18 protein-coding genes are annotated in these 18,505 nt (G+C 70.2%); 16 read left to right on the forward strand and 2 right to left on the reverse strand.

What is annotated here, in order from left to right:
* Nucleotides 1–20: 20 nt before the first annotated feature.
* Complete coding sequence (locus DA085_RS04520) at nucleotides 21–1,127, reverse strand: LCP family protein (protein WP_109471735.1); 1,107 nt, start codon at nucleotides 1,125–1,127, stop codon at nucleotides 21–23.
* A gap of 53 nt (nucleotides 1,128–1,180) precedes the next feature.
* On the opposite strand from DA085_RS04520, the gene ygfZ reads away from it, so the two are divergent.
* The 14 genes from ygfZ (at nucleotide 1,181) to DA085_RS21505 (ending at nucleotide 15,780) form a co-directional block, all read left to right on the forward strand.
* Nucleotides 1,181–2,239 carry a CAF17-like 4Fe-4S cluster assembly/insertion protein YgfZ gene (gene ygfZ / locus DA085_RS04525; protein ID WP_109471834.1) on the forward strand — a complete coding sequence of 353 codons (1,059 nt, stop codon included), beginning with the start codon at nucleotides 1,181–1,183 and terminating at the stop codon, nucleotides 2,237–2,239.
* Nucleotides 2,240–2,263: 24 nt separating this feature from the next.
* Nucleotides 2,264–3,100: a beta-keto acid cleavage family enzyme gene (locus tag DA085_RS04530; RefSeq protein WP_237565310.1), complete on the forward strand. Its 837-nt coding sequence runs from the start codon at nucleotides 2,264–2,266 to the stop codon at nucleotides 3,098–3,100.
* A gap of 144 nt (nucleotides 3,101–3,244) precedes the next feature.
* Nucleotides 3,245–3,646, forward strand: coding sequence for a helix-turn-helix domain-containing protein (locus DA085_RS04535; protein WP_109471737.1), 402 nt, complete (start codon nucleotides 3,245–3,247; stop codon nucleotides 3,644–3,646).
* Nucleotides 3,647–3,716: 70 nt separating this feature from the next.
* Complete coding sequence (locus tag DA085_RS04540) at nucleotides 3,717–4,943, forward strand: hypothetical protein (RefSeq protein WP_109471738.1); 1,227 nt, start codon at nucleotides 3,717–3,719, stop codon at nucleotides 4,941–4,943.
* 63 nt (nucleotides 4,944–5,006) lie between these two features.
* On the forward strand, nucleotides 5,007–6,005 hold the full coding sequence (locus DA085_RS04545; protein ID WP_109471739.1) for an asparaginase: 999 nt from the start codon (nucleotides 5,007–5,009) through the stop codon (nucleotides 6,003–6,005).
* Nucleotides 6,006–6,008: 3 nt separating this feature from the next.
* A complete protein-coding gene (gene dtd / locus DA085_RS04550; RefSeq protein ID WP_109471740.1) occupies nucleotides 6,009–6,434 on the forward strand; it encodes a D-aminoacyl-tRNA deacylase in 426 nt (141 codons plus the stop codon).
* 220 nt (nucleotides 6,435–6,654) lie between these two features.
* On the forward strand, nucleotides 6,655–7,383 hold the full coding sequence (locus DA085_RS04555) for an aspartate/glutamate racemase family protein (protein WP_202619098.1): 729 nt from the start codon (nucleotides 6,655–6,657) through the stop codon (nucleotides 7,381–7,383).
* Nucleotides 7,380–8,735 carry a purine-cytosine permease family protein gene (locus DA085_RS04560; protein ID WP_109471742.1) on the forward strand — a complete coding sequence of 452 codons (1,356 nt, stop codon included), beginning with the start codon at nucleotides 7,380–7,382 and terminating at the stop codon, nucleotides 8,733–8,735. The genes DA085_RS04555 and DA085_RS04560 overlap by 4 nt, the downstream gene beginning before the upstream one ends.
* 31 nt (nucleotides 8,736–8,766) lie before the next feature.
* Nucleotides 8,767–10,314, forward strand: a complete 1,548-nt coding sequence (locus DA085_RS04565) for a hydantoinase/oxoprolinase N-terminal domain-containing protein (protein WP_109471835.1) — start codon at nucleotides 8,767–8,769, stop codon at nucleotides 10,312–10,314.
* A 16-nt stretch (nucleotides 10,315–10,330) separates the two neighbouring features.
* Nucleotides 10,331–11,446, forward strand: coding sequence for a DUF917 domain-containing protein (locus tag DA085_RS04570; RefSeq protein WP_109471743.1), 1,116 nt, complete (start codon nucleotides 10,331–10,333; stop codon nucleotides 11,444–11,446).
* Nucleotides 11,418–12,524 (forward strand): DUF917 domain-containing protein, encoded by a 1,107-nt coding sequence (locus DA085_RS04575; protein ID WP_109471744.1) that lies wholly within the window; start codon nucleotides 11,418–11,420, stop codon nucleotides 12,522–12,524. The genes DA085_RS04570 and DA085_RS04575 overlap by 29 nt, the downstream gene beginning before the upstream one ends.
* Nucleotides 12,521–14,047 (forward strand): PucR family transcriptional regulator, encoded by a 1,527-nt coding sequence (locus tag DA085_RS04580; protein WP_109471745.1) that lies wholly within the window; start codon nucleotides 12,521–12,523, stop codon nucleotides 14,045–14,047. Before DA085_RS04575 ends, DA085_RS04580 begins: the two co-directional genes overlap by 4 nt.
* 117 nt (nucleotides 14,048–14,164) lie before the next feature.
* Nucleotides 14,165–14,494, forward strand: a complete 330-nt coding sequence (locus tag DA085_RS04585) for a DUF2516 family protein (RefSeq protein WP_109471746.1) — start codon at nucleotides 14,165–14,167, stop codon at nucleotides 14,492–14,494.
* Nucleotides 14,491–15,780: an alpha/beta fold hydrolase gene (locus DA085_RS21505; protein WP_237565311.1), complete on the forward strand. Its 1,290-nt coding sequence runs from the start codon at nucleotides 14,491–14,493 to the stop codon at nucleotides 15,778–15,780. Before DA085_RS04585 ends, DA085_RS21505 begins: the two co-directional genes overlap by 4 nt.
* On the opposite strand, the gene DA085_RS04600 is transcribed toward DA085_RS21505, so the two are convergent.
* Complete coding sequence (locus tag DA085_RS04600; protein WP_109471747.1) at nucleotides 15,765–16,613, reverse strand: SAM-dependent methyltransferase; 849 nt, start codon at nucleotides 16,611–16,613, stop codon at nucleotides 15,765–15,767. The genes DA085_RS21505 and DA085_RS04600 overlap by 16 nt on opposite strands.
* Nucleotides 16,614–16,708: 95 nt before the next feature.
* On the opposite strand from DA085_RS04600, the gene mshA reads away from it, so the two are divergent.
* On the forward strand, nucleotides 16,709–17,986 hold the full coding sequence (gene mshA / locus DA085_RS04605; RefSeq protein ID WP_109471837.1) for a D-inositol-3-phosphate glycosyltransferase: 1,278 nt from the start codon (nucleotides 16,709–16,711) through the stop codon (nucleotides 17,984–17,986).
* Nucleotides 17,983–18,501 carry a YbjN domain-containing protein gene (locus DA085_RS04610; protein WP_109471748.1) on the forward strand — a complete coding sequence of 173 codons (519 nt, stop codon included), beginning with the start codon at nucleotides 17,983–17,985 and terminating at the stop codon, nucleotides 18,499–18,501. Before mshA ends, DA085_RS04610 begins: the two co-directional genes overlap by 4 nt.
* Nucleotides 18,502–18,505: the final 4 nt, after the last annotated feature.

The following is an 18,505-nucleotide window of genomic DNA, read 5'->3' on the forward strand; positions in this document are numbered from 1 at the left end:
CCTGCGCCGCCGGGTCCCGCTCAGCCGAAGCCCTGGCGGGGTGACACCTCGTCGGTGTAGTCCTCCATCGAGTCCGCCCTGAGGTGCTCCCGGAGCGTCTGCAGCTGCTCCTCGTGCGGGATCACGATGGACCCCGCGTAGTCGTCACTACCGATGCCGCTCCACGGTGCCGTCACGAAGTGGATGTCGCCCCCGCGCACATTGCGCATCGCCCAGCCCAGGTCACGCATCTGGCTGACGGTGAAGCCCTCGTCGACGGTGAGGTTCTGGGTGCCGGCGTCGACCACCTCGGCCAGCCGGGCGGGGTTGGTGAACGTCTCGCGCTTGAGGACCTGGAGCATGAGCGCCTTGATGAAGGCCTGCTGGCGCTGACCGCGGGAGATGTCGCCCTGGCTCAGGGCATAGCGCTCGCGGACGAACTTCAGGGCGGTCTCGCCGTCCATCCACTGGGTGCCCTCGGCGAAGTCGGGGCTGCCCTCGGCGACATTGACCTCGACCCCGCCGACCGCGTTGGTCAGGCTCTTGAAGCTCTCGAAGTCGGTGATCACGATGTGGTCGATCGGCACGTCGATGAGCGGCTGCAGCGTCTGCACGAGCAACGGTGCGCCACCGGTGGAGTAGGCGGCGTTGAGCTTGTTCTTGTTGTTGGAGCCGGGGATCTCGACGAAGTAGTCCCGGGGGAAGTGGATCAGGTCGACCCGGTCGCGCTCGTCGGAGATGTGCATCAGCACCATGACGTCGGAGCGTCCACGGTCGGAGGACAGGTCACGGCTGTCCGACCCCACGACCAGGATGTTGAGGGCGTCACCGGCCTCCTCGGGGCGCTCCGGCGGTGGCGTGGGGGTGACCTCGCTGTCCTCACCCCGGATGGGGGACTCGGGCAGCGGCATCAGCTGGGCGTGGGTGACGTTGTTGCTCACCCTCCAGTTGAGGAAGGCGACGTAGCCGGCGACCGCCGCGATCGCCAGGAGCGCCACCGTGACCAGGGACACGACGGCGATGCGCACCCCACGGCGCTTGCGGCGCGGTCGGGTCGCGGCCTCCTCCTCGTCCACGCCGGCACCCTCGAAGATGTCGTGGTCCTCCGCGTGGCCCTCAGACGGGTCGTGTTCGTTCTCACCTGGCATGACGCAGATCCTAGGGGTCCAGGCTGGGGAGATACGGTGAACGGGTGACACACGTGACCAGCCCCACCGGTGACCCCGCGACCGACGGGTCAGCGGTCCGCCCGCCCAGCCCCCTCCTGCAGCGGCCGGGAGCCGTGGAGTCGAGCGGTGCCGACGCCGGGGTGGCGGCTCACTACGGTGACCCGCACCGCGAGCAGCGCCTCCTCGCCGAGGGGCTCTCGGTCGTCGACCTCTCGCACCTGGCGGTGCTGACCGTCACCGGACCGGACCGGCTCAGCTGGCTGCACTCCCTCACCAGCCAGGCACTCACCGACCTGGCGCCGCGCACCTCGACGGAGACGTTGATCCTCTCGCCCAAGGGTCACATCGAGCACCAGCTCCGCGTCGTGGACGACGGCGGGACCACCTGGCTGATCACCGAGCCGCACACCGCCCGGGCCGCGCAGACCTGGCTGGACTCCATGCGGTTCATGCTGCGCGTCGAGGTCGCCGACCGGACCGACGACATCGCGGTGGTGGGCGAGCCGGTGGCGCGGGAGTCCGCCGAGGGCGAGCACCTCGCGTGGGTCGACCACTGGCCCGGCCCGGTCGGCGACACCGCCCTCTACGGGCCGGCCGAGGGCCACCCCGGCGCGGACCGGCCCTGGCGGGAGGTGCTGGTCCCGCGGAGCGAGCTGACGGCATACGTCGGAGAGCGGCCCCTGTCCGGCACCTGGGCGGCCGAGGCGCTGCGGGTCGCCGCCTGGCGCCCCCGGGCCGGCGCCGAGACCGACCACCGCACGATCGCCCACGAGCTGGACTGGCTGCGCACCGCCGTGCACCTGCACAAGGGGTGCTACCGCGGCCAGGAGACCATCGCCCGCGTGCACAACCTGGGCCGTCCCCCGCGGCGCCTGGTGTTCCTGCACCTGGACGGGTCCGGGCACACCCTGCCCGAGCCCGGCGACGACCTGCAGCTCGGGGACAAGGCCGTCGGACGGATCACCAGCGTGGCCCGGCACTACGAGGACGGCCCGATCGCGCTCGCGGTCATCAAGCGGAACACCGACCCCACGGCGGTCCTCGCCTCCGGGCCGACCAGCGCCGCTCAGACGGTGGTCGTCGAGCCCTGACGGCGGCCTGGCAGGATGCGGGCCATGGCCGCACCGACGCTGATCACGGTGGCTCCGACCGGAGCCGAGACCACCAAGTCCGACTTCCCGCAGCTGCCGACCACCCTCGAGGAGCTGGTCGAGACAGCCGTCGCCTGCCAGGAGGCGGGGGCCGGGCTCATCCACGTGCACATCCGTGACGCCGAGCACCGGCCCACCCTGGACCCGGTCCGCCTGCGCGACACGGTGCAGGCGCTGCGCGAGCAGACCGACCTGGTGGTCCAGCTGTCCACCGGAGGCTCCGTGCACGACCCGCTCGAGGCGCGGTTGCAGGTGCTGGACGCCGAGCCCGACTCCTGCAGCCTGACCTGTGGCACCACCAACTTCGGTGACGACGTCTTCCTCAACCCCTACCCGTTCATGAGCCAGCTCTACCGGCAGGCCCAGGAGCGCGAGGTCGTGCCGGAGTTCGAGCTGTTCGACCTGGGGCACGTCCACGCGCTGCGCCGCCTCATCGACGAGCACGGCCTGCCCTACGGCGGCCGGGTGCACGTGGACTTCGTCACCAACGTGCCCGGCGGCATGCCCGGCACCGTGGCGGCGCTCGTCGCCGGCGTGCAGGCCCTGCCGGAGGAGGTCACCAGCTGGTCGGCGACCGGCATCGGCCGCGCCCACCTGCCGATCGCCGCGGCGGCCCTCGCGGCGGGCGGTCACCTGCGGGTCGGCATGGAGGACAACCTCATGATGGCTCGCGGCCAGCAGGTGCAGCACAACAGCGAGCTCGTCTCGCGGGCCGCCGAGCTGGCCACCCTGATGCAGCGCCCGCCCATGTCGACCGACGAGGCCCGTGCCCTGCTGGGGATCAGGGACCGCCGTCCCTGAGGGACCGGACGAGCCGTGGCGCCGGTCCTGTCCGTCGGGCAGGGTGCTGCGCCGGTATGCCGACAGTCGCCCCCGCAGCGGCGTCCCGTCAGGGTTGCTAGCTGAGTTTGCAATCTGCTAGCAATTGCAAGCATACTGGGCGGTATGAGCCGCCTACCCGTCCCCGACCTGGGGGCCTATCTGCGCGAACAGCGTGAGTCCGCGCAGATGTCGGTCCGTCAGGTCGCCAAGGCCGCCGGGATCAGCAACCCCTACCTCAGCCAGATCGAGCGGGGGCTGCGTCGGCCCAGCGCGGAGATCCTGCAGCAGCTCGCCAAGGGTCTGCGGATCTCGGCGGAGCAGCTCTACATCCGGGCCGGGATCCTCGACGACAGCGCAGCCGGCGAGCCGGTCGCGCAGCCCCACGACGTCACGGTCGCGATCATGGCCGACGAGCGGCTCACCGATCGGCAGCGGCGGGCGCTCCTCGATGTCTACCGCTCGTTCGTCGGCGACGCGGCCGACGACGCCGGCGAGAGCGAGCCGGACGAGTCAGCGACCGGCTGACCCCACAGGCGACCTCCACCACCGCCGCGGCCCGCAGCCCGGCACACCCACTTCACTGAAGGAGCAGCACATGCCCACCATCAAGCAGATCAGGAACGAGGCCGCCAAGGCCGTCAGCACCGTCAGCGGCGAGGCCACCAAGCGCGTCGAGGGCGTCACCACCGAGGTGACCCGGACCTCCGCCGCCGCGCGCGCCGAGGCGAGCCGTCTGGTGAGCGACCCGACGCCGCTGTTCGCCGTCGTCGGCCTGACCGACACCGTGGTGGAGCGCGCTCGCGAGACCGTCACCGGCACCGTGGCCCGGGCCGGCAAGGTCGGCAGGTCGCTCTCCCCGAAGGAGATCTCCAGGACGGTCGCCGACCGTGCGGCCGACGTCTCCCGGCTGGCCGAGGCCCTGCCGGGCCGGACCCTCAGCGACGTCACCGAGGGGCTGGGCAGGGTCCAGGAGGGCTACCAGGGCCTGGCCAAGCGCGGCCAGGACCTCGTGGGCCGGGTCAAGGAGCAGCAGGCCACCAAGGACCTGACCGCGCAGGTCAGCACCGTGGTGGACCAGGGGCGCCAGCTGCTGGGCACCGCCTCGAAGGGCGTCACGGACACCCGCAGCGCCGCCCGCGCCACCGTCACCAGGGGCCGTCGACAGGCTGCCGACGTGGTGGCCGACGTGGTCGCCGGTGAGGACGTCGAGGTCACCGTGGCCGGCAAGGCCGCCCGGCGCAGCTCGGCGGCCTCCGGTTCCACGGCCCCGAAGCCCGCCACCCGCAAGCGCTCGACTCGCAAGACGTCCACCTCGAGCGGCACCAGGCCGGCCAGTCGCGCCGCCGCCACCAGGACGTCCGCACGGGCGACCAAGGCATCGGCGACCACGACCGCCGCGACCAAGAGCGCCACCACCACAACCGCCGCGACCAAGAGCGCCACCACCAAGGGGGCCACGAGCAAGCGCACGACCACCCGGGCCGCCTCGAGCAAGAGCACGACGTCCAAGGGCGCGACCAAGCCGTCGAGCCGGTCCACCGCGACCAAGACCGCGGGCACCAAGGACGCCTCGACCAAGGCCGCTGGGACCAAGCCCGCTACGACCAAGGCTGCTGCGACCAGGAGCGAGACCACCAAGGACGCCGCCAAGCCCGCCACCCGGTCCACCGCGACCACCGCGGCCAAGCGCACCGCCACCACGGCCAGCAACAGCGCGGACAGGACCGTTGAGGCTGCCCGGGGCGTGGTCGCCGAGACCGCGACGACTGCTCAGAAGGGCGTCGATGCGGCCACGACGACTGCCGCCAAGGTGGGGGACTGACCGACCACCGGGCGTCCTGACCGGTCGCCCGTGACCACTGCGGTGGGGACTAGGCTCAACGCCGTGACCCCACCGCAGTTGTCGTCTGAGCACCCCCTGCACTCCGCACCCGTCGTGGCGCAGGTCGAACGCTCCGGTTTCGTCGAGTCCGTGCACCACGGGGTGGTGGCGGTCACGGCAGCCGACGGCGGTCTCGAGCTGTCGATCGGCCCGGTGGGCGTGCCGATCTTCCCGCGCTCGTCGAACAAGCCCCTGCAGGCGCTGGCGATGGTCCGCAACGGGCTCGACCTGCCCGACCACCTGCTGGCACTGGCGTGCGCCAGTCACAACGGCGAGGAGCTCCATCTCGCGGGCGTGCGCGAGATCCTCGCCACGGCGGGTCTGCTGGAGGACGACCTGCAGAACACGCCGGACCGGCCCCTGCACGAGCCGGACCGGGAGCGCTGGATCGCCGAGGGACTCCCGGCACGGTCGATCGCGCAGAACTGCTCCGGCAAACACGCGGCCATGCTGGCGACGTGCGTCCTCAACGACTGGGACACGGTGACCTACCGCGATCCCCAGCACCCGCTCCAGGTGGCCATGGCCGACACCCTCGCCGAGCTCTCCGGCGAGACCGTCGCCGCCACCGGCGTCGACGGGTGCGGCGCCCCGGTGATGGCGATCAGCACCGCGGGCCTGGCCAAGGCGTTCGGGCGCCTCGCGGCCGCCGGTGAGGAGACCCCGGAGGGGCGGGTGGCCCGCGCCGTGCGCCAGCACCCGGAGTACCTCGGCGGCACCGGGCGTGATGTCACGGACCTGATCCGGGCGGTGCCGGGGCTGATCGCCAAGGACGGTGCCGAGGCGGTCTATGCCATCGGCCTGGCCGACGGGCGCGGGCTGGCCCTCAAGATCACCGACGGCAACCAGCGCGCCCGCACCGTCGTGGCCCGGGCGGCGCTCCAGATGATGGGCGTCACCGAGGACCTCACCGCGCTCGACGCCAAGGCCGTTCTGGGCCACGGCGAGCCGGTCGGCACGATCAGCGCCGTGGGTGTCGGCGACGTCGGACCGGGCGCCTGAGGCGTGCGCGCCGTCCTGCAACGGGTCACCCGCGCCCGGGTCACCGTGGCCGAGCGGGTCGTCGGGGCCATCGAGCGACCGGGGCTGCTCGCGCTCGTGGCCGCCACGCACGACGACGGCCCCGACGACGTGGAGCGGATGGCCCGCAAGATCGCCGAGCTGCGCATCCTGCCGGACGAGACGTCGGTGCTGGACTCCGGCGCGGCCGTGCTGGTCGTCAGCCAGTTCACGCTCTACGGCGACACCCGCAAGGGCCGGCGGCCCGGCTGGTCGCGGGCCGCCCCCGGACCCGTGGCCGAGCCCCTCGTGCAGTCCGTGGTCGACGCGCTGCGCACACGCGGCATCGAGGTCGCCACGGGTGAGTTCGGCGCCGAGATGCAGATCGAGCTGATCAACGACGGCCCCTTCACCGTCCTCGTCGACACCTGACCGGCGTCCGCCGACCCCGCCAGATGACCAGTCACTGAGCAGCGCGATCATCTGGGCCACTAACAGGCCAGGGCGATTCACTCGGTGGTGGGCGCGCGACGTGGCCGAGAGCCGAGATGTGCAGAGTGCTGAGCCATGCTGGAAATTGCAGCAATCTGCCTATCGTCAGGTACCGGAGTGGCTCCTACTCTGATGCGGTCTCGTACTTCCTCAGAGAGGCATGACCGAAATGCACCTGCGAATTATCCTTCCAGTTACCGCGGAGAAGCTCCATCGCCCTGTCCTCGACGAGGGACGGAGCTGGGCCAGTTCTGGTACGACCCTGGACCTGCGCCAGATCGACCGTGGTCCGGAATCGATCGAGAATGCCTACGACGAGGCACTGGCTACCTCGCCGATCCTCGATTTGGTGCACGAGGCCGCCGCCGACGGCGTGGATGGAGTGTTCATTTCCTGCTTTGCCGAACCTGCTGTGCACGCGGCACGCGAGATCGCGGACTTTCCGGTGTTCGGTGGGTTCCAACCGTCCGTACACGCCGCGCTCGGTATGGCGGAACGGGTGGGAATCCTCACCATCCTGCCTGATGTCGCGGCGATGCAGAGTCGGCTGGTGCATGCCCAGGGCCTCGGTGAGCGGGTGCGGGACATGCGTGTCATCGGTGTCCCGGTCCTGGGGGTCGACGACCACACGCTCGTCCTTGATCGACTGGAGGACGCAGCGCAGGACAGTATCTCCGCGGGTGCCGCATCCGGCTTCGTGCTCGGCTGTACCGGCATGCTCGGGATTGCGACAGCCCTGTCTCAGCGACTCTCGGACAAGCACGGGCACGTCCCCGTCGTCGACCCTACGGGGGCCGCAATCACCGCGTTGGAGTCGGCGGTCCGCTTGGGCATCAAGCCGAGTCGACTGGACTACTACCCGCCACGGGACAAGCGGAGGGACTCGTGAGTGCCGAGCCGGCCGCCAAGGTCGTAGCGGACGCGGACTACGCCTCCCGCCCGGTACCACGCGAGGCGCAACGACACTGGTTCTCGGTCGCTGTGACAAAGTTCGGGCAGGTGTCTGCGCTCAGTCAGTTCCTCATCGGCTCCACCTTGGGCTTCGGTATGACGTTCTTCCATGCCTTCCTGGCCATCACTATGGGCTCGGTCATCCTTCAGATCGTCTCCATCCTCGTTGGCATCATCGGCCAGCGGCAAGGGTTAACCACATCGCTCCTGACCCGCTGGACGGGCTTCGGTCGTGGCGGCGCTGCCGTGGTCGGAGCGGTCATCGCGATCAGCAGCATCGGCTGGTTCGGCATCCAGTCCGCCGTTTCCGCGCAGGGCCTGCACTCCACCGTCGGTGTCATGCCTGAGTGGCTATGGGCGCTGCTCTTCGGCCTGGCGATCACAGTGGTGGTCATCGTCGGCTTCTCCATGATCGCCCGCGTTGCGTACATCGCGGTGCCGGCCTTCCTCCTCCTGGTCATCTGGTCGGTAGCGGTGGAACTCACGCGCCATGACATCGGCGACCTCCTAACCAGCCCACCGCCGGGTCCGGAGATCAGTCTGCTCGCCGGCACGGGGATCGTCGCTGGAGGATTCATTGTCGGCGCCGTCATCAACTCAGACATCACCCGCTACAACCGCAGCCCCGGAGACGTCGTCAAGCAGACGATTGTCGGCATTTCCGGTGGGGAGTACCTCATCGGGCTGATTGGGGTCCTGCTCGCCCATGCCGTGCACACGGACGACGTCATTGCCATCATCTTGTCCTCAGTCGGGTGGGTCGGCGTCCTCGTCATCATTCTGGGTACAGTCAAGATCAACGATATCAACCTGTACTCGTCGGTATTCGGTATCGTTAATCTGCTCAACACGCTGTTCAAGCGTCCAGTGGACCGCAAGGTCGTCGCTATTAGTGTGGGAATCGCGGGTAGCATTCTCGGAGCCGTCGGTATTCTGGACCATTTCACCGCCTTCCTAACATTCCTAGGGGTGCTCATGCCGCCCGTCGCGGCGGTGATGATCGCCGAATACTTCGTGGTCAAGACCTGGCGCGGCGAGCTTGAGGCGGCCCGCGCAGAAAACACCATCCCAGAGACAGAGCCGGTGTGGGTGCCCACAACGTTGGTCGTGTGGGCAATCGGTTCCGCAGTCGGGTACTTCATCCCGTGGGGCATTCCCGCGATCAACTCCCTGATCGTGGCCTTCGTCCTGTACGTCCTGGCCGGACGGATGAGTTTGGTTCGCGAAACCGGGCGAGGTACCTGTCCTGAGCGCGCGGCCATCTCTCAGCCTGCCTCGGCGATGGACTGAAGGCCGGACACTCGACACGAAAGTGAGCAGCATGCGAATCGGCATTGACGTCGGTGGAACCAACACAGACGCCGTCCTTATGGATGGTGATCGGGTAGTCGGCGCGATCAAGCGTCACACGCAGACCGACGTGACGGAGGGTATCCGCGAGGCGCTGCAGGCCCTTCAGAGCGCCACGGCTTTCGACCCAGCAATCGTCGAGGGGGTGATGATTGGTACCACCCACTTCATCAACGCCCTCGTCGAAGCGGATCGCCTCGCGCCAACGGCGGCGCTGCGGCTGTGCCTCCCCGCCACCGCGGCTCTGCCGCCGTTGACGGCGTGGCCCAAGGGGCTGGCACAGGCGGTCGGCGGCAGCTGGTACCTGGTGGGAGGCGGCCACGAGTTCGACGGGCGACAGATCGCCCCGCTCGACGAGGAAGCCATCCGCAAGGCGACGGCTCAGATGGGCGCAGAAGGAATCCGCTCGGTGGCCATCACCAGTGTCTTCTCGCCCGTCAACTCCGAGTTTGAGGAGCGCGCGGCTGCCATCGTTGCTGAAGAGCTGCCCCACGTGGCTGTGTCGATGTCCCAGCACGTCGGTAGGGTCGGCCTGCTGGAACGTGAGAATGCCACGATTATCAACGCCGCCCTGCGTGAACTCGCTTCTCAGGTGGTCGACGGGCTCGTCGAGGTGCTGCGGGATCTGTCCGTCGCCGCGCCCCTCTTCCTGACCCAGAACGACGGGACCCTCATGGCCGTCGATGTGGTCCGTCACTACCCGGTCTCGACCTTCGCTTCGGGGCCGACCAATTCAATGCGTGGCGCCGCCGCCCTGACGGGCCTGACCGACTGCGCCGTGATCGACGTGGGTGGCACGACCAGCGACATCGGCGTCCTTCGAAATGGCTTCCCCCGCGAAGCGAGCACGGCCATCGAGGTCGCAGGAATCCGCACGAACTTCCGGATGCCGGACGTTGTCTCGATCGGTATCGGCGGCGGGAGCCGCATCCACGACAACGGTGACATGGTGGGACCTGACTCCGTCGGGTACCGCCTGCCCACCGACGCACTCGTCTTCGGTGGCTCCAACCTGACGGCAACCGACATCGCGGTTGCCGCCGGTAGGGCTGACATCGGTGACCGCTCGCTGGTACGGCACCTGGACCCCGAGATGGTCCAGCGGAGCCTGGCCTACGTCGCTCGACGCAGCACCGAGCTCGTGGATTCGATGCGCACCTCGGCAGAGCCGCTACCGGTCGTGGCCGTGGGCGGCGGCTCCATCCTCCTGCCGGATGTGCTTGACGGCATCGGTGCCGTTCGCCGCCCCGAGAACCACAGCGTGGCCAACGCCGTAGGCGCGGCGATCGCTCAGGTGTCCGGTGAAGTCGACCGCATCTTCGCTGTGGCTTCCGGCGACCGAGAAAAGACCCTTGACCTGGCACGCCAGGAGGCTGTCGACCGTGCTACCGCGGCCGGAGCCACTCCGGGCTCTGTACAGGTTGTTGAACTCGATGAGGTGCCGATCCCGTACCTACCCGGCAATGCCACCCGAATCAGGGTCAAGGCCGTAGGCGACCTCAGCTACACCATCCGATGACCGTAGGAGAGCGCACGTGACCTGGACCCTGAACGCATCCGACCTGGACGACTTGGCGCGCGGCGCGGCGCTGCTGGGCACCGGTGGGGGCGGAGACCCCCACGTGGGACGACTGCTCGCGCTCACCGCGATCGAGCAGTACGGCCCGATCACCATCATCGATCCGGACGAGCTGGACGACGACGCCTTCGTCATCCCGACTGCCCAGATGGGCGCTCCGACCGTCGTCGCTGAAAAGCTCCCCGCCGGGACGGAAGGGGTCGTTGCCCTGCGCGCCCTGGAACAACGGTTGGGCCGGACGGCCGACGCGACGATGCCTATCGAGTGCGGCGGAGTGAACTCGATGATCCCCCTGCACATCGCCGCAGTGGCTGGACTCCCGGTGGTGGACGCCGACGGAATGGGGCGTGCCTTCCCCGAACTCCAGATGGAGACCTTCTCCGTCTACGGCATCAATGGGTCTCCGTTGGCGCTCGCCGGCGAGAACGGCGAATCCGCGATCATCGACACCGGCGCGGACAACAAGCGCATGGAAGACTTCGCGCGGGCCCTGACCGTGACCCTCGGGGGAGTAGCCCACATCGCCGAGTACTCCATGACGGGGGCTGACGTGAAGCGCACCGCTGTGCCGCGAACCCTCACTCTGGCACTGACCGTCGGCCGCGCGATCCGGACAGCTCGTGAAGATCATGTAGATCCGCTCGAACGCCTCGCGGAGGCACTGGCGCCCACCTTGTACTCCCACCTGCGAGTGCTCTTTAGGGGCAAGGTGACCGACGTGGAGCGGCGGACGGTCGGTGGCTTCACCCGTGGAGCGGCTCAACTGAAGGCGCCGAACGGCTCCGGCATGCACATCGCGTTCCAGAACGAGAACCTCACCGCCTACCGCGACGGCAAGCTCGTGTGCATCGTGCCGGATCTCATCTGCATCCTCGAGGCCGAAACCGCCGAACCGATCACCACAGAGGCCCTGCGATACGGTCAACGGGTCAACGTGATCGGCATCTCGACCCCCGATATGATGCGCACGCCCCGCGCCTTGGATACCTTCGGCCCCCGGGCGTTCGGGCTCAACGAGGACTACCGGCCGGTGGAGGCGCACGATGCGGCGGAGGAAGCCCTCGCACGGTGACCGCGAGGGACGCTCACTCACCATCGCGCGCGGTGACCTCGACGACTTCCTGCGCGGCGCGATGCTCTTGGGCTGCGGCGGAGGTGGAGACTTTCGCACCGGTGAGCTCTTGGCGGCCTCAGCCCTCGAGGACGGCCCCGTCGAAATGGTGACGGTCCCCGATGCTGTGCGGAGAAACCTGACGACGGTACCCCTCGGAGTGGTGGGCGCGGCCGGTGGTGTCTTTGACGAGCGGCTACCAAGTGGGAGGGAGTACTGCCAGGTACTCGACGCGATGGAGCAGATCACCGGCGCCAAGGTCGGCGCCATCCTGCCGATCGAGGCGGGTGGCCTCAACGGGCCGCTGGGCGTGTGGGCCTCAGCCACCATGGGACTTCCGTTGGTCGATGCAGACCTGTGTGGCCGAGCGGTGCCACGTCTCGACCAGATGACGGCCGGATTCGCCGGCCGACCGATGACACCTGCTGTCGGTGTCGATGCCGACGGCCGCAGAATCGACCTCGGTGTGAGCGGTACCCCGTACGGTAGCGACCGTCTGGAGAGGGCCATCCGCGCCATTCTCGCCGCTGGCACGGGATGGATCGCAGTTGGCTTCCGACCGCTGACCCCCCAGGAGCTGCCGGACAGGGTCGTGTCCGGCACGATCAGCCGATGTCTGGCCCTGGGACGGGCTCTCGGTGCGCCACAGCGTTCGCCCGGCGCGAGCCGTCTCGTTTCCGCTTCCCTCGGCGCTAGCGTGCTGGCCAGAGGGCGAGTGCTCGGCTGGCGACGGGCCGACTTCCGCCGGAAAAACGATGTCGGCTGGTGCGCCGTGGAGTCACCCGATGGGCTGGTCAGGATCGACGTCCAGAGCGAGATCCTAGCCGTTGCCATCGACGGTCGGACCGTGGCCGAGACTCCGGACGTTCTCTCGTTGCTCGATGCGGGCAGCGGTCAGGTGCTGGACCTCGACTCCGTGCGGACGGGTGCCCATGTCGAGGTGGTCGGTATCGAGGCCCTGTACCCCCAGTCGCGCGAGGAGTTCCTGCAACGGGTCGGGCCATCGGGCTTCGGGATCGAACCGTCTGTGCTCCGGTGACCGACCTCGGAGCTGTTCTGCGACTGCCCGGCTGGCGCGACGCGGTCACGCTCGATGCGGGGCCTGCGGCGACCTGCGGCGCGGTCAGCGACGTGTCGCTGGTCCAGGGTCACCCGGAAGAATTTGGAGGCACTCCGGGCACGCTGTACCTGGTGCTCGAGGCTGACCTGGCCGTGTGGCGCTGGGACGGTGTCATCCGGGCGGCCGCCGATGTCTCCGCGGCCGCGGTGATCGTGCCGGCTGCCGCACACCTGGAGCGCCCGAGCCAGTTGCTCGCAGCCCGGTTGCGGTTGTCCGTGTACCGGCTGAGTCCAGGTCACGCGGCGCTACCAGCGCTCGCGATCGAAGCGCTGTCCCTGCTCGCGCTGCCGCAGGTGCACGGCGCGGAGCTGGCGTCACGATTTGCAGCCATCGCCCTCACTGGGGCCGGCGAACCGACCGATCTCATGACGGCAGCCGGCAAGCTGGCTGGGGTCCCGGTCTGGGCTTGGCTGCCAGGGCGAAGTGGCCCCCTCACCACCGAGAAGATGGAAGGTATCGAGGTACCGCTCTCAGCGCCGGTAGCCGATGAGCGCATCCGCACCGTGCGCGTCAACGACGGATCAGGGGTGCAACTCGCGACCCAAATGGATGCTGGCATTGCTACCGTCGGGTTGGCTCCCCTTCGCCATGGCACGCTGGAGGAGGTGGAGGTCGCCCCGCTGCTCCGCGGTCTGGCGTTGGCGCTCCGGGCGGGGCAAGCCCAGCAACTGCTCGCCGAGGAGTCAGCCGCGAGGGCTGCCCGCGATCTCCTGGACGAGGTTCTGGCGGCCGGATCGGAGACGACGCCGGCGCTGGAACAGCGCGCCGAGCAAGCCGGATTCCCGCTGGCCGGCTGGCTCGTTGGCTTCGCTGTCGCGCTCAGAGCCGACGCACCACAGGTGGCTGCCGCAGCACGCCTCGGCGAGGCGGTCAAGGCGTCCGGGCTTCACGGGGTCGTCGTGCCTCGAGCGGGTCACCTGGCCGGGTGGCTGGGGGTGAGTCGGCAGCCAAACGAAGCGACACGCGCCTCACTGGCGCGGCGGCTGCGTTTAGCGATAGAGGGTGTTGACTCCAGCCCCGAGGTGGCACTTGGCATCGGCCGACCAGCCCGAGGGGTCGACGGGCTGCGGTTGACGTTGGACGAGGCGCGTGAGGCCCTGGACGTGGCAGCCAGCCGGGCGGCCGGTTCGAGATCCGTCACAATCGACGCTCTAGGCATATCCGCCACTGTCCGGTCGTGGACCTCCGCGCCAGGCTTTCGTGCCACGGCGCGGAGTCGACTCCTACCGATCTTGGGTGAGCCGGACCTGGTCCACACCCTCCGAGTTCATCTCGACCAGTCGATCAATGTCACCGCCACGGCCCAGGTCATCGGTGTGCACCGCAACACCGTCATGACGCGCATCGCTCGGGTCGAGGCTCTTCTCGGCACCACGCTGGCAGACCCGGAGGAAAGGCTCGCGTTGCAGCTTGCCGTGCGGGCTATCGAACCCAGTTCGTAGAAACCTCCAGCACTCGCCGAGCAGGTCTCCTTCGTGGGTCCCGACGAGTGTGGGTTCAACCAGCCGGCCCCGCGCCGGATGACCCGTCACCGCACCCGCGCGCCGTAGGCTGGGCCTATGCCGACGTTCTTCGAGGTCCAGCTGTGGGTCGGGCTCGCCCTGGGTGCGCTGGCGCTCGGCATCCAGGTCTGGGCGTTCATCGACGCACTGCTCACGCGCGCTGATGCCTTCGTGGCCGCGGGCAAGCGCACCAAGCCGTTCTGGATGGCGATCACCGGCATCGCCGCCGCTGTCGGCCTGGTCCACCTCTACCAGCCGTTCGGCATGTTCAACCTGATCGCGATCGTGGCCGCGGCGGTCTACCTCACGGACGTGCGCCCGGCCGTGGCCCAGATCCGCGGCCGCCGCAGCGGCGGCTCCTCCCGCGGCCCCTACGGTCCGTGGTGACCCCACCGCATACCTCCCTGGTGGACGGGCCCGACGGGCCTCTCGAGATCCTCACGGCGGGACGCGGCGAGCCGCACACCGTCCTCGCGCACGGCCTCGCCGGCTCCATCCCGACGACCCGCCCCTATGCGGGGAAGGTGCCCGGCACGCGCACGTTCCTGCACTTCCGTGGCCATGGCGCCTCGGTGAGCCCCGACGGACCCTGGGAGTATGCCGATCTGGCGGCCGAGCTCTGGGCCGTCGCCGACCACGTGGGGGCCACCCAGGCGCTGGGTATCAGCATGGGCGCGGGGGCACTGTGCGCCGGGCTCGCGCGCGACCCGCACCGGTTCGACCGGGTCGTCCTGGTCCTGCCGGCCGCGATCGACCGACCCCGCGAGGACGCCGCGATGGAACGGTTCGCCGTCCGTGCGGACCTCGTGGAGGCGGGCGACCCGGACGCCGTCGCCCGGCACCTGCTCGCCGATGAGCCCGAGGCGGTCCGCGCCGACCCGGGGGCGCAGCAGTGGGCGCGGGAGCAGGCCGGACGTCTCATCGGTTCGGGCGTCGCGCGGGCGCTGCGCACCCTCCCGCACCGCAGCCCGGTGCCCGACCGGGAGCTGCTCCGGCAGGTCACAGTGCCGGTGCTGGTCCTGGCCCAGGAGGGCGACGCGGCACACCCCGAGGCCGTCGCCCGCGAGCTCGCCGAGGTGCTACCGTCGGCGACTCTGCAGGTGCTGCCGCCCGGCGGCATCATGTGGGAGCATCGATCCCGCGTCCGTGACCTCGTGGGGGAGTTCCTCACGCCCATGGCCGACGCGCAGGCAACGAGACTCGGGGAGAGCACGCTGATGACCGACCGCATGACCATGACCCAGCACGTCGCGACGCCGGAGGAGCTCGCGGAGGCGGCCCGGGGACAGACCACCGAGCCGTCGCCGACGGCCTACCACGACCGCACCCAGGACGTCTTCACCGTTGAGCGGCCGTGGGGGCGGTTCCAGCAGTTCGCGACGAACGAGCGGGTCACCGTCAAGACGGTCACCATCGCCCCCGGCCAGCGGTTGTCGCTGCAGCACCACGCCGAGCGCAACGAGATGTGGCAGGTGCTGGACCTCCCCATCGAGGTCACCGTCGGCGACCGGACCTGGTCGGCGCAGCCCGGCGAGCTCGTGTGGGTCCCGGTCGGCAGCCTGCACCGCATGGGCAACACCGGCGACCGGCCGGCGCGGGTCCTCGAGCTCGCCTTCGGCGACTTCGACGAGGCCGACATCACCCGCGTCCAGGACGACTACCGCCGCGACTGACTGACGGCCGGGTCCGCGGGGGCCACTGCCCCCCAGGCGATCTCGAGCTCACCGAGCCGCCAGCGGTGCCGGCTGCCCAGCACCGGCCACCCCTGCGACCGCAGGTCGGTCACCGCGGCCAGGAAACGCTGGCGCGCACCGTATGCCGCGTGGCCGGCGGCGCGTGCCCAGGCCGTGTCGAGGTCGGTCAGCAGGGCGTGGACCCGCTCACCCGGGACGTTGCGGTGGATCAGGGCCTTCGGCAGGCGCTCGGCCACGACCGACGGCTGCTCGAGGTCACGCAGCCGCCAGGAGAGGGTCAGGGACCGCGGCTCGGGGTGTCCCTCCGCCCCGCGCCGGACGTCGATCCAGGACCCGAGCCTGCCCAGCTCGTTGCAGGTGCCCTCCACCAGGGCGCCTCCCGGTGCCAGCCGACCGACCAACCGGGACCAGGCCGGCCAGACCTGCGCCTCGTCATACTGCCGCAGGACGTTGAACGCCCGGATCAGGAGGGGGGAGCCGCCGCCGGGCACGGGCACCTCGAAGCCGCCCCGGGCGAAGGTGAGCCGGGGAGGCGCGGCGTGCGGTGCGGCTGCGGTGACGCGCTCCTGGTCGATCTCCAGCCCGACGACGCGCACGTCCGGTCGTACCGCGCCCAGTCGGGCGTGCAACTCGACGGTGGTCACCGGATGGGCGCCGTAGCCGAGGTCGACGACGACCGGGTCCTCGGCGCTGCGCAGCAACCGCCGGTGGGTGTGCACGACCCAGCGGTCCACCCGGCGCAGCCGGTTGGGGTTGGTGGTGCCGCGGGTGACGGTGCCGACCGGTCGGGAACGTCTCGCTGCACCGGTCACGGCTCCACGATAGGGGTCGTGCAAGACTGAATCCTCAAGCACCTGTGAGGAGAGACGTTGTCGTGAGTGAGACCGACCGGGTCCGACGTGTGGCGATGCTCAGTGTCCACACCTCCCCGCTCGACCCTCCCGGCACCGGCGACGCGGGCGGCCTCAACGTCTACGTCGTGGAGACCGCCCGCCGGCTCGCCGCGCGCGGCACCGAGGTGGAGATCTTCACCCGGGCCACCGACGGGTCCCTGCCCGAGACGGTCCGGATGGGCCCGGGCATCCTGGTCCACCACGTCCCGGCCGGCCCCTACGAGGGGCTGGGCAAGGACGACCTCCCCGGCCAGCTGTGTGCCTTCGCGGCCGGTGTGATGCGCACCGCGGCCGGCCGGCCCGAGCACTGGTATGACGTGGTCCACTCGCACTACTGGCTCTCCGGGCAGGTGGGCTGGCTCACGGCCGACCGCTGGAACGTGCCGCTCGTGCACACCATGCACACGATGGCGCGGGTGAAGAACGCGCAGCTCGCCGAGGGCGACAGCGCGGAGCCTCCGGGGCGGGAGATCGGGGAGACGCAGGTGGTGGAGGCCGCGAGCGTGCTCGTCGCCAACACCGACGAGGAGGCGGGCCAGCTGGTCCGCCTCTACGACGCCGACCCGGACAAGGTGCACGTCGTGCCCCCCGGCGTCGACCTGGACGTGTTCACCCCCGGCGACCGGGCCGCGGCGCGCCGCGCGGTCGGGCTGCCCGAGGACGCCCAGGTCGTGCTGTTCGTCGGTCGCATCCAGCCACTGAAGGCGCCGGACCTGCTGGTCCGCGCCGCGGCCGAGCTCGTGCGACGCGACCCCTCGCTGCGGGACCGGCTGGTCGTCGGGGTCCTGGGCGGTCCCTCCGGCACCGGCCTGGCCCGGCCGGAGGCACTGCAGGAGCTCACCGCGCAGCTGGGGCTGTCCGACCTGGTCCGGTTCGTGCCACCGGTCTCACGGACCGCGCTCGCCGACTGGTACCGCGCCGCCGACCTGGTCACGGTGCCCAGCTACAACGAGTCCTTCGGGCTGGTGGCCATCGAGTCGCTGGCGTCCGGCACGCCGGTGGTCGCCGCCGCGGTCGGGGGTCTGCCGGTGGCGGTCGGCGACGGTGGCGTGCTGCTCGAGGGTCACGACCCGGCCCGGTGGGCCGACGCGATCGGTGACTTGTTGGCCGACGACACACGGCGGGCGGCTCTGGGCGAGGCGGGGGTGCGGCACGCCAAGGGCTTCGGCTGGGACCGCACGGTGGACCTGCTCGACGAGGTCTACCGCCGCGCGAGGGCAGACCGCGAGCGCCTCTGGACCGACGGTGCCTACCTGGTCCCCGACCACGTCCCGAGCATGGTGTCGCCGTGAGGACCGACGACGCCGCGGTGGCCCGGCTCCGGTCGGTGCTCGAGGAGCTGGAGGTCGACCACGAGGACGGTGCCCGGGAGGGCGAGTTCGTCGTCACCCTGCCGGGGGAGCGCAAGCTGCGGACGGTCTGCTCCCTCGTGGTGGGAGGAGACAGCCTGTCGGTGCAGGCGTTCGTCATCCGACGCCCCGACGAGAACCACGAGAAGTTCTACCGTCACCTGCTGCGGCGCAACCTGCGCCTGCCCGGGCTGGCCTACGCGATCGACGGAACCGGCGACGTCTACCTCACCGGACGGCTGCCGGTCATCGCGATCGACCGGGCCGGCCTCGACCAGCTGCTCGGGACGGTGCTCACGGCCTGCGACGAGCCGTTCAACGAGCTGCTGGTCCTCGGCTTCCTCACCTCGATGCGGGCCGAGTGGCGCTGGCGGGTGTCGCGCGGGGAGTCGACCGCCAACCTGGAGGCGTTCCGGCACCTCCTCGAGGGAACCGAGGACGATGCCGGCGCATCGTAGGGGC

The organism is Ornithinimicrobium cavernae, from assembly GCF_003121625.1.
GTDB lineage: Bacteria > Actinomycetota > Actinomycetes > Actinomycetales > Dermatophilaceae > Ornithinicoccus > Ornithinicoccus cavernae.

Bases quoted from the DNA above. Each gene is read 5' to 3' on its own strand.
- DA085_RS04520 (WP_109471735.1), bottom strand. From the start codon at position 1,127: ATGCCAGGTGAGAACGAACACGACCCGTCTGAGGGCCACGCGGAGGAC.
- DA085_RS04530 (WP_237565310.1), top strand. From the start codon at position 2,264: ATGGCCGCACCGACGCTGATCACGGTGGCTCCGACCGGAGCCGAGACC.
- DA085_RS04535 (WP_109471737.1), top strand. From the start codon at position 3,245: ATGAGCCGCCTACCCGTCCCCGACCTGGGGGCCTATCTGCGCGAACAG.
- DA085_RS04540 (WP_109471738.1), top strand. From the start codon at position 3,717: ATGCCCACCATCAAGCAGATCAGGAACGAGGCCGCCAAGGCCGTCAGC.
- DA085_RS04555 (WP_202619098.1), top strand. From the start codon at position 6,655: ATGACCGAAATGCACCTGCGAATTATCCTTCCAGTTACCGCGGAGAAG.
- DA085_RS04565 (WP_109471835.1), top strand. From the start codon at position 8,767: ATGCGAATCGGCATTGACGTCGGTGGAACCAACACAGACGCCGTCCTT.
- DA085_RS04575 (WP_109471744.1), top strand. From the start codon at position 11,418: ATGCGGCGGAGGAAGCCCTCGCACGGTGACCGCGAGGGACGCTCACTC.
- DA085_RS04585 (WP_109471746.1), top strand. From the start codon at position 14,165: ATGCCGACGTTCTTCGAGGTCCAGCTGTGGGTCGGGCTCGCCCTGGGT.
- mshA (WP_109471837.1), top strand. From the start codon at position 16,709: ATGCTCAGTGTCCACACCTCCCCGCTCGACCCTCCCGGCACCGGCGAC.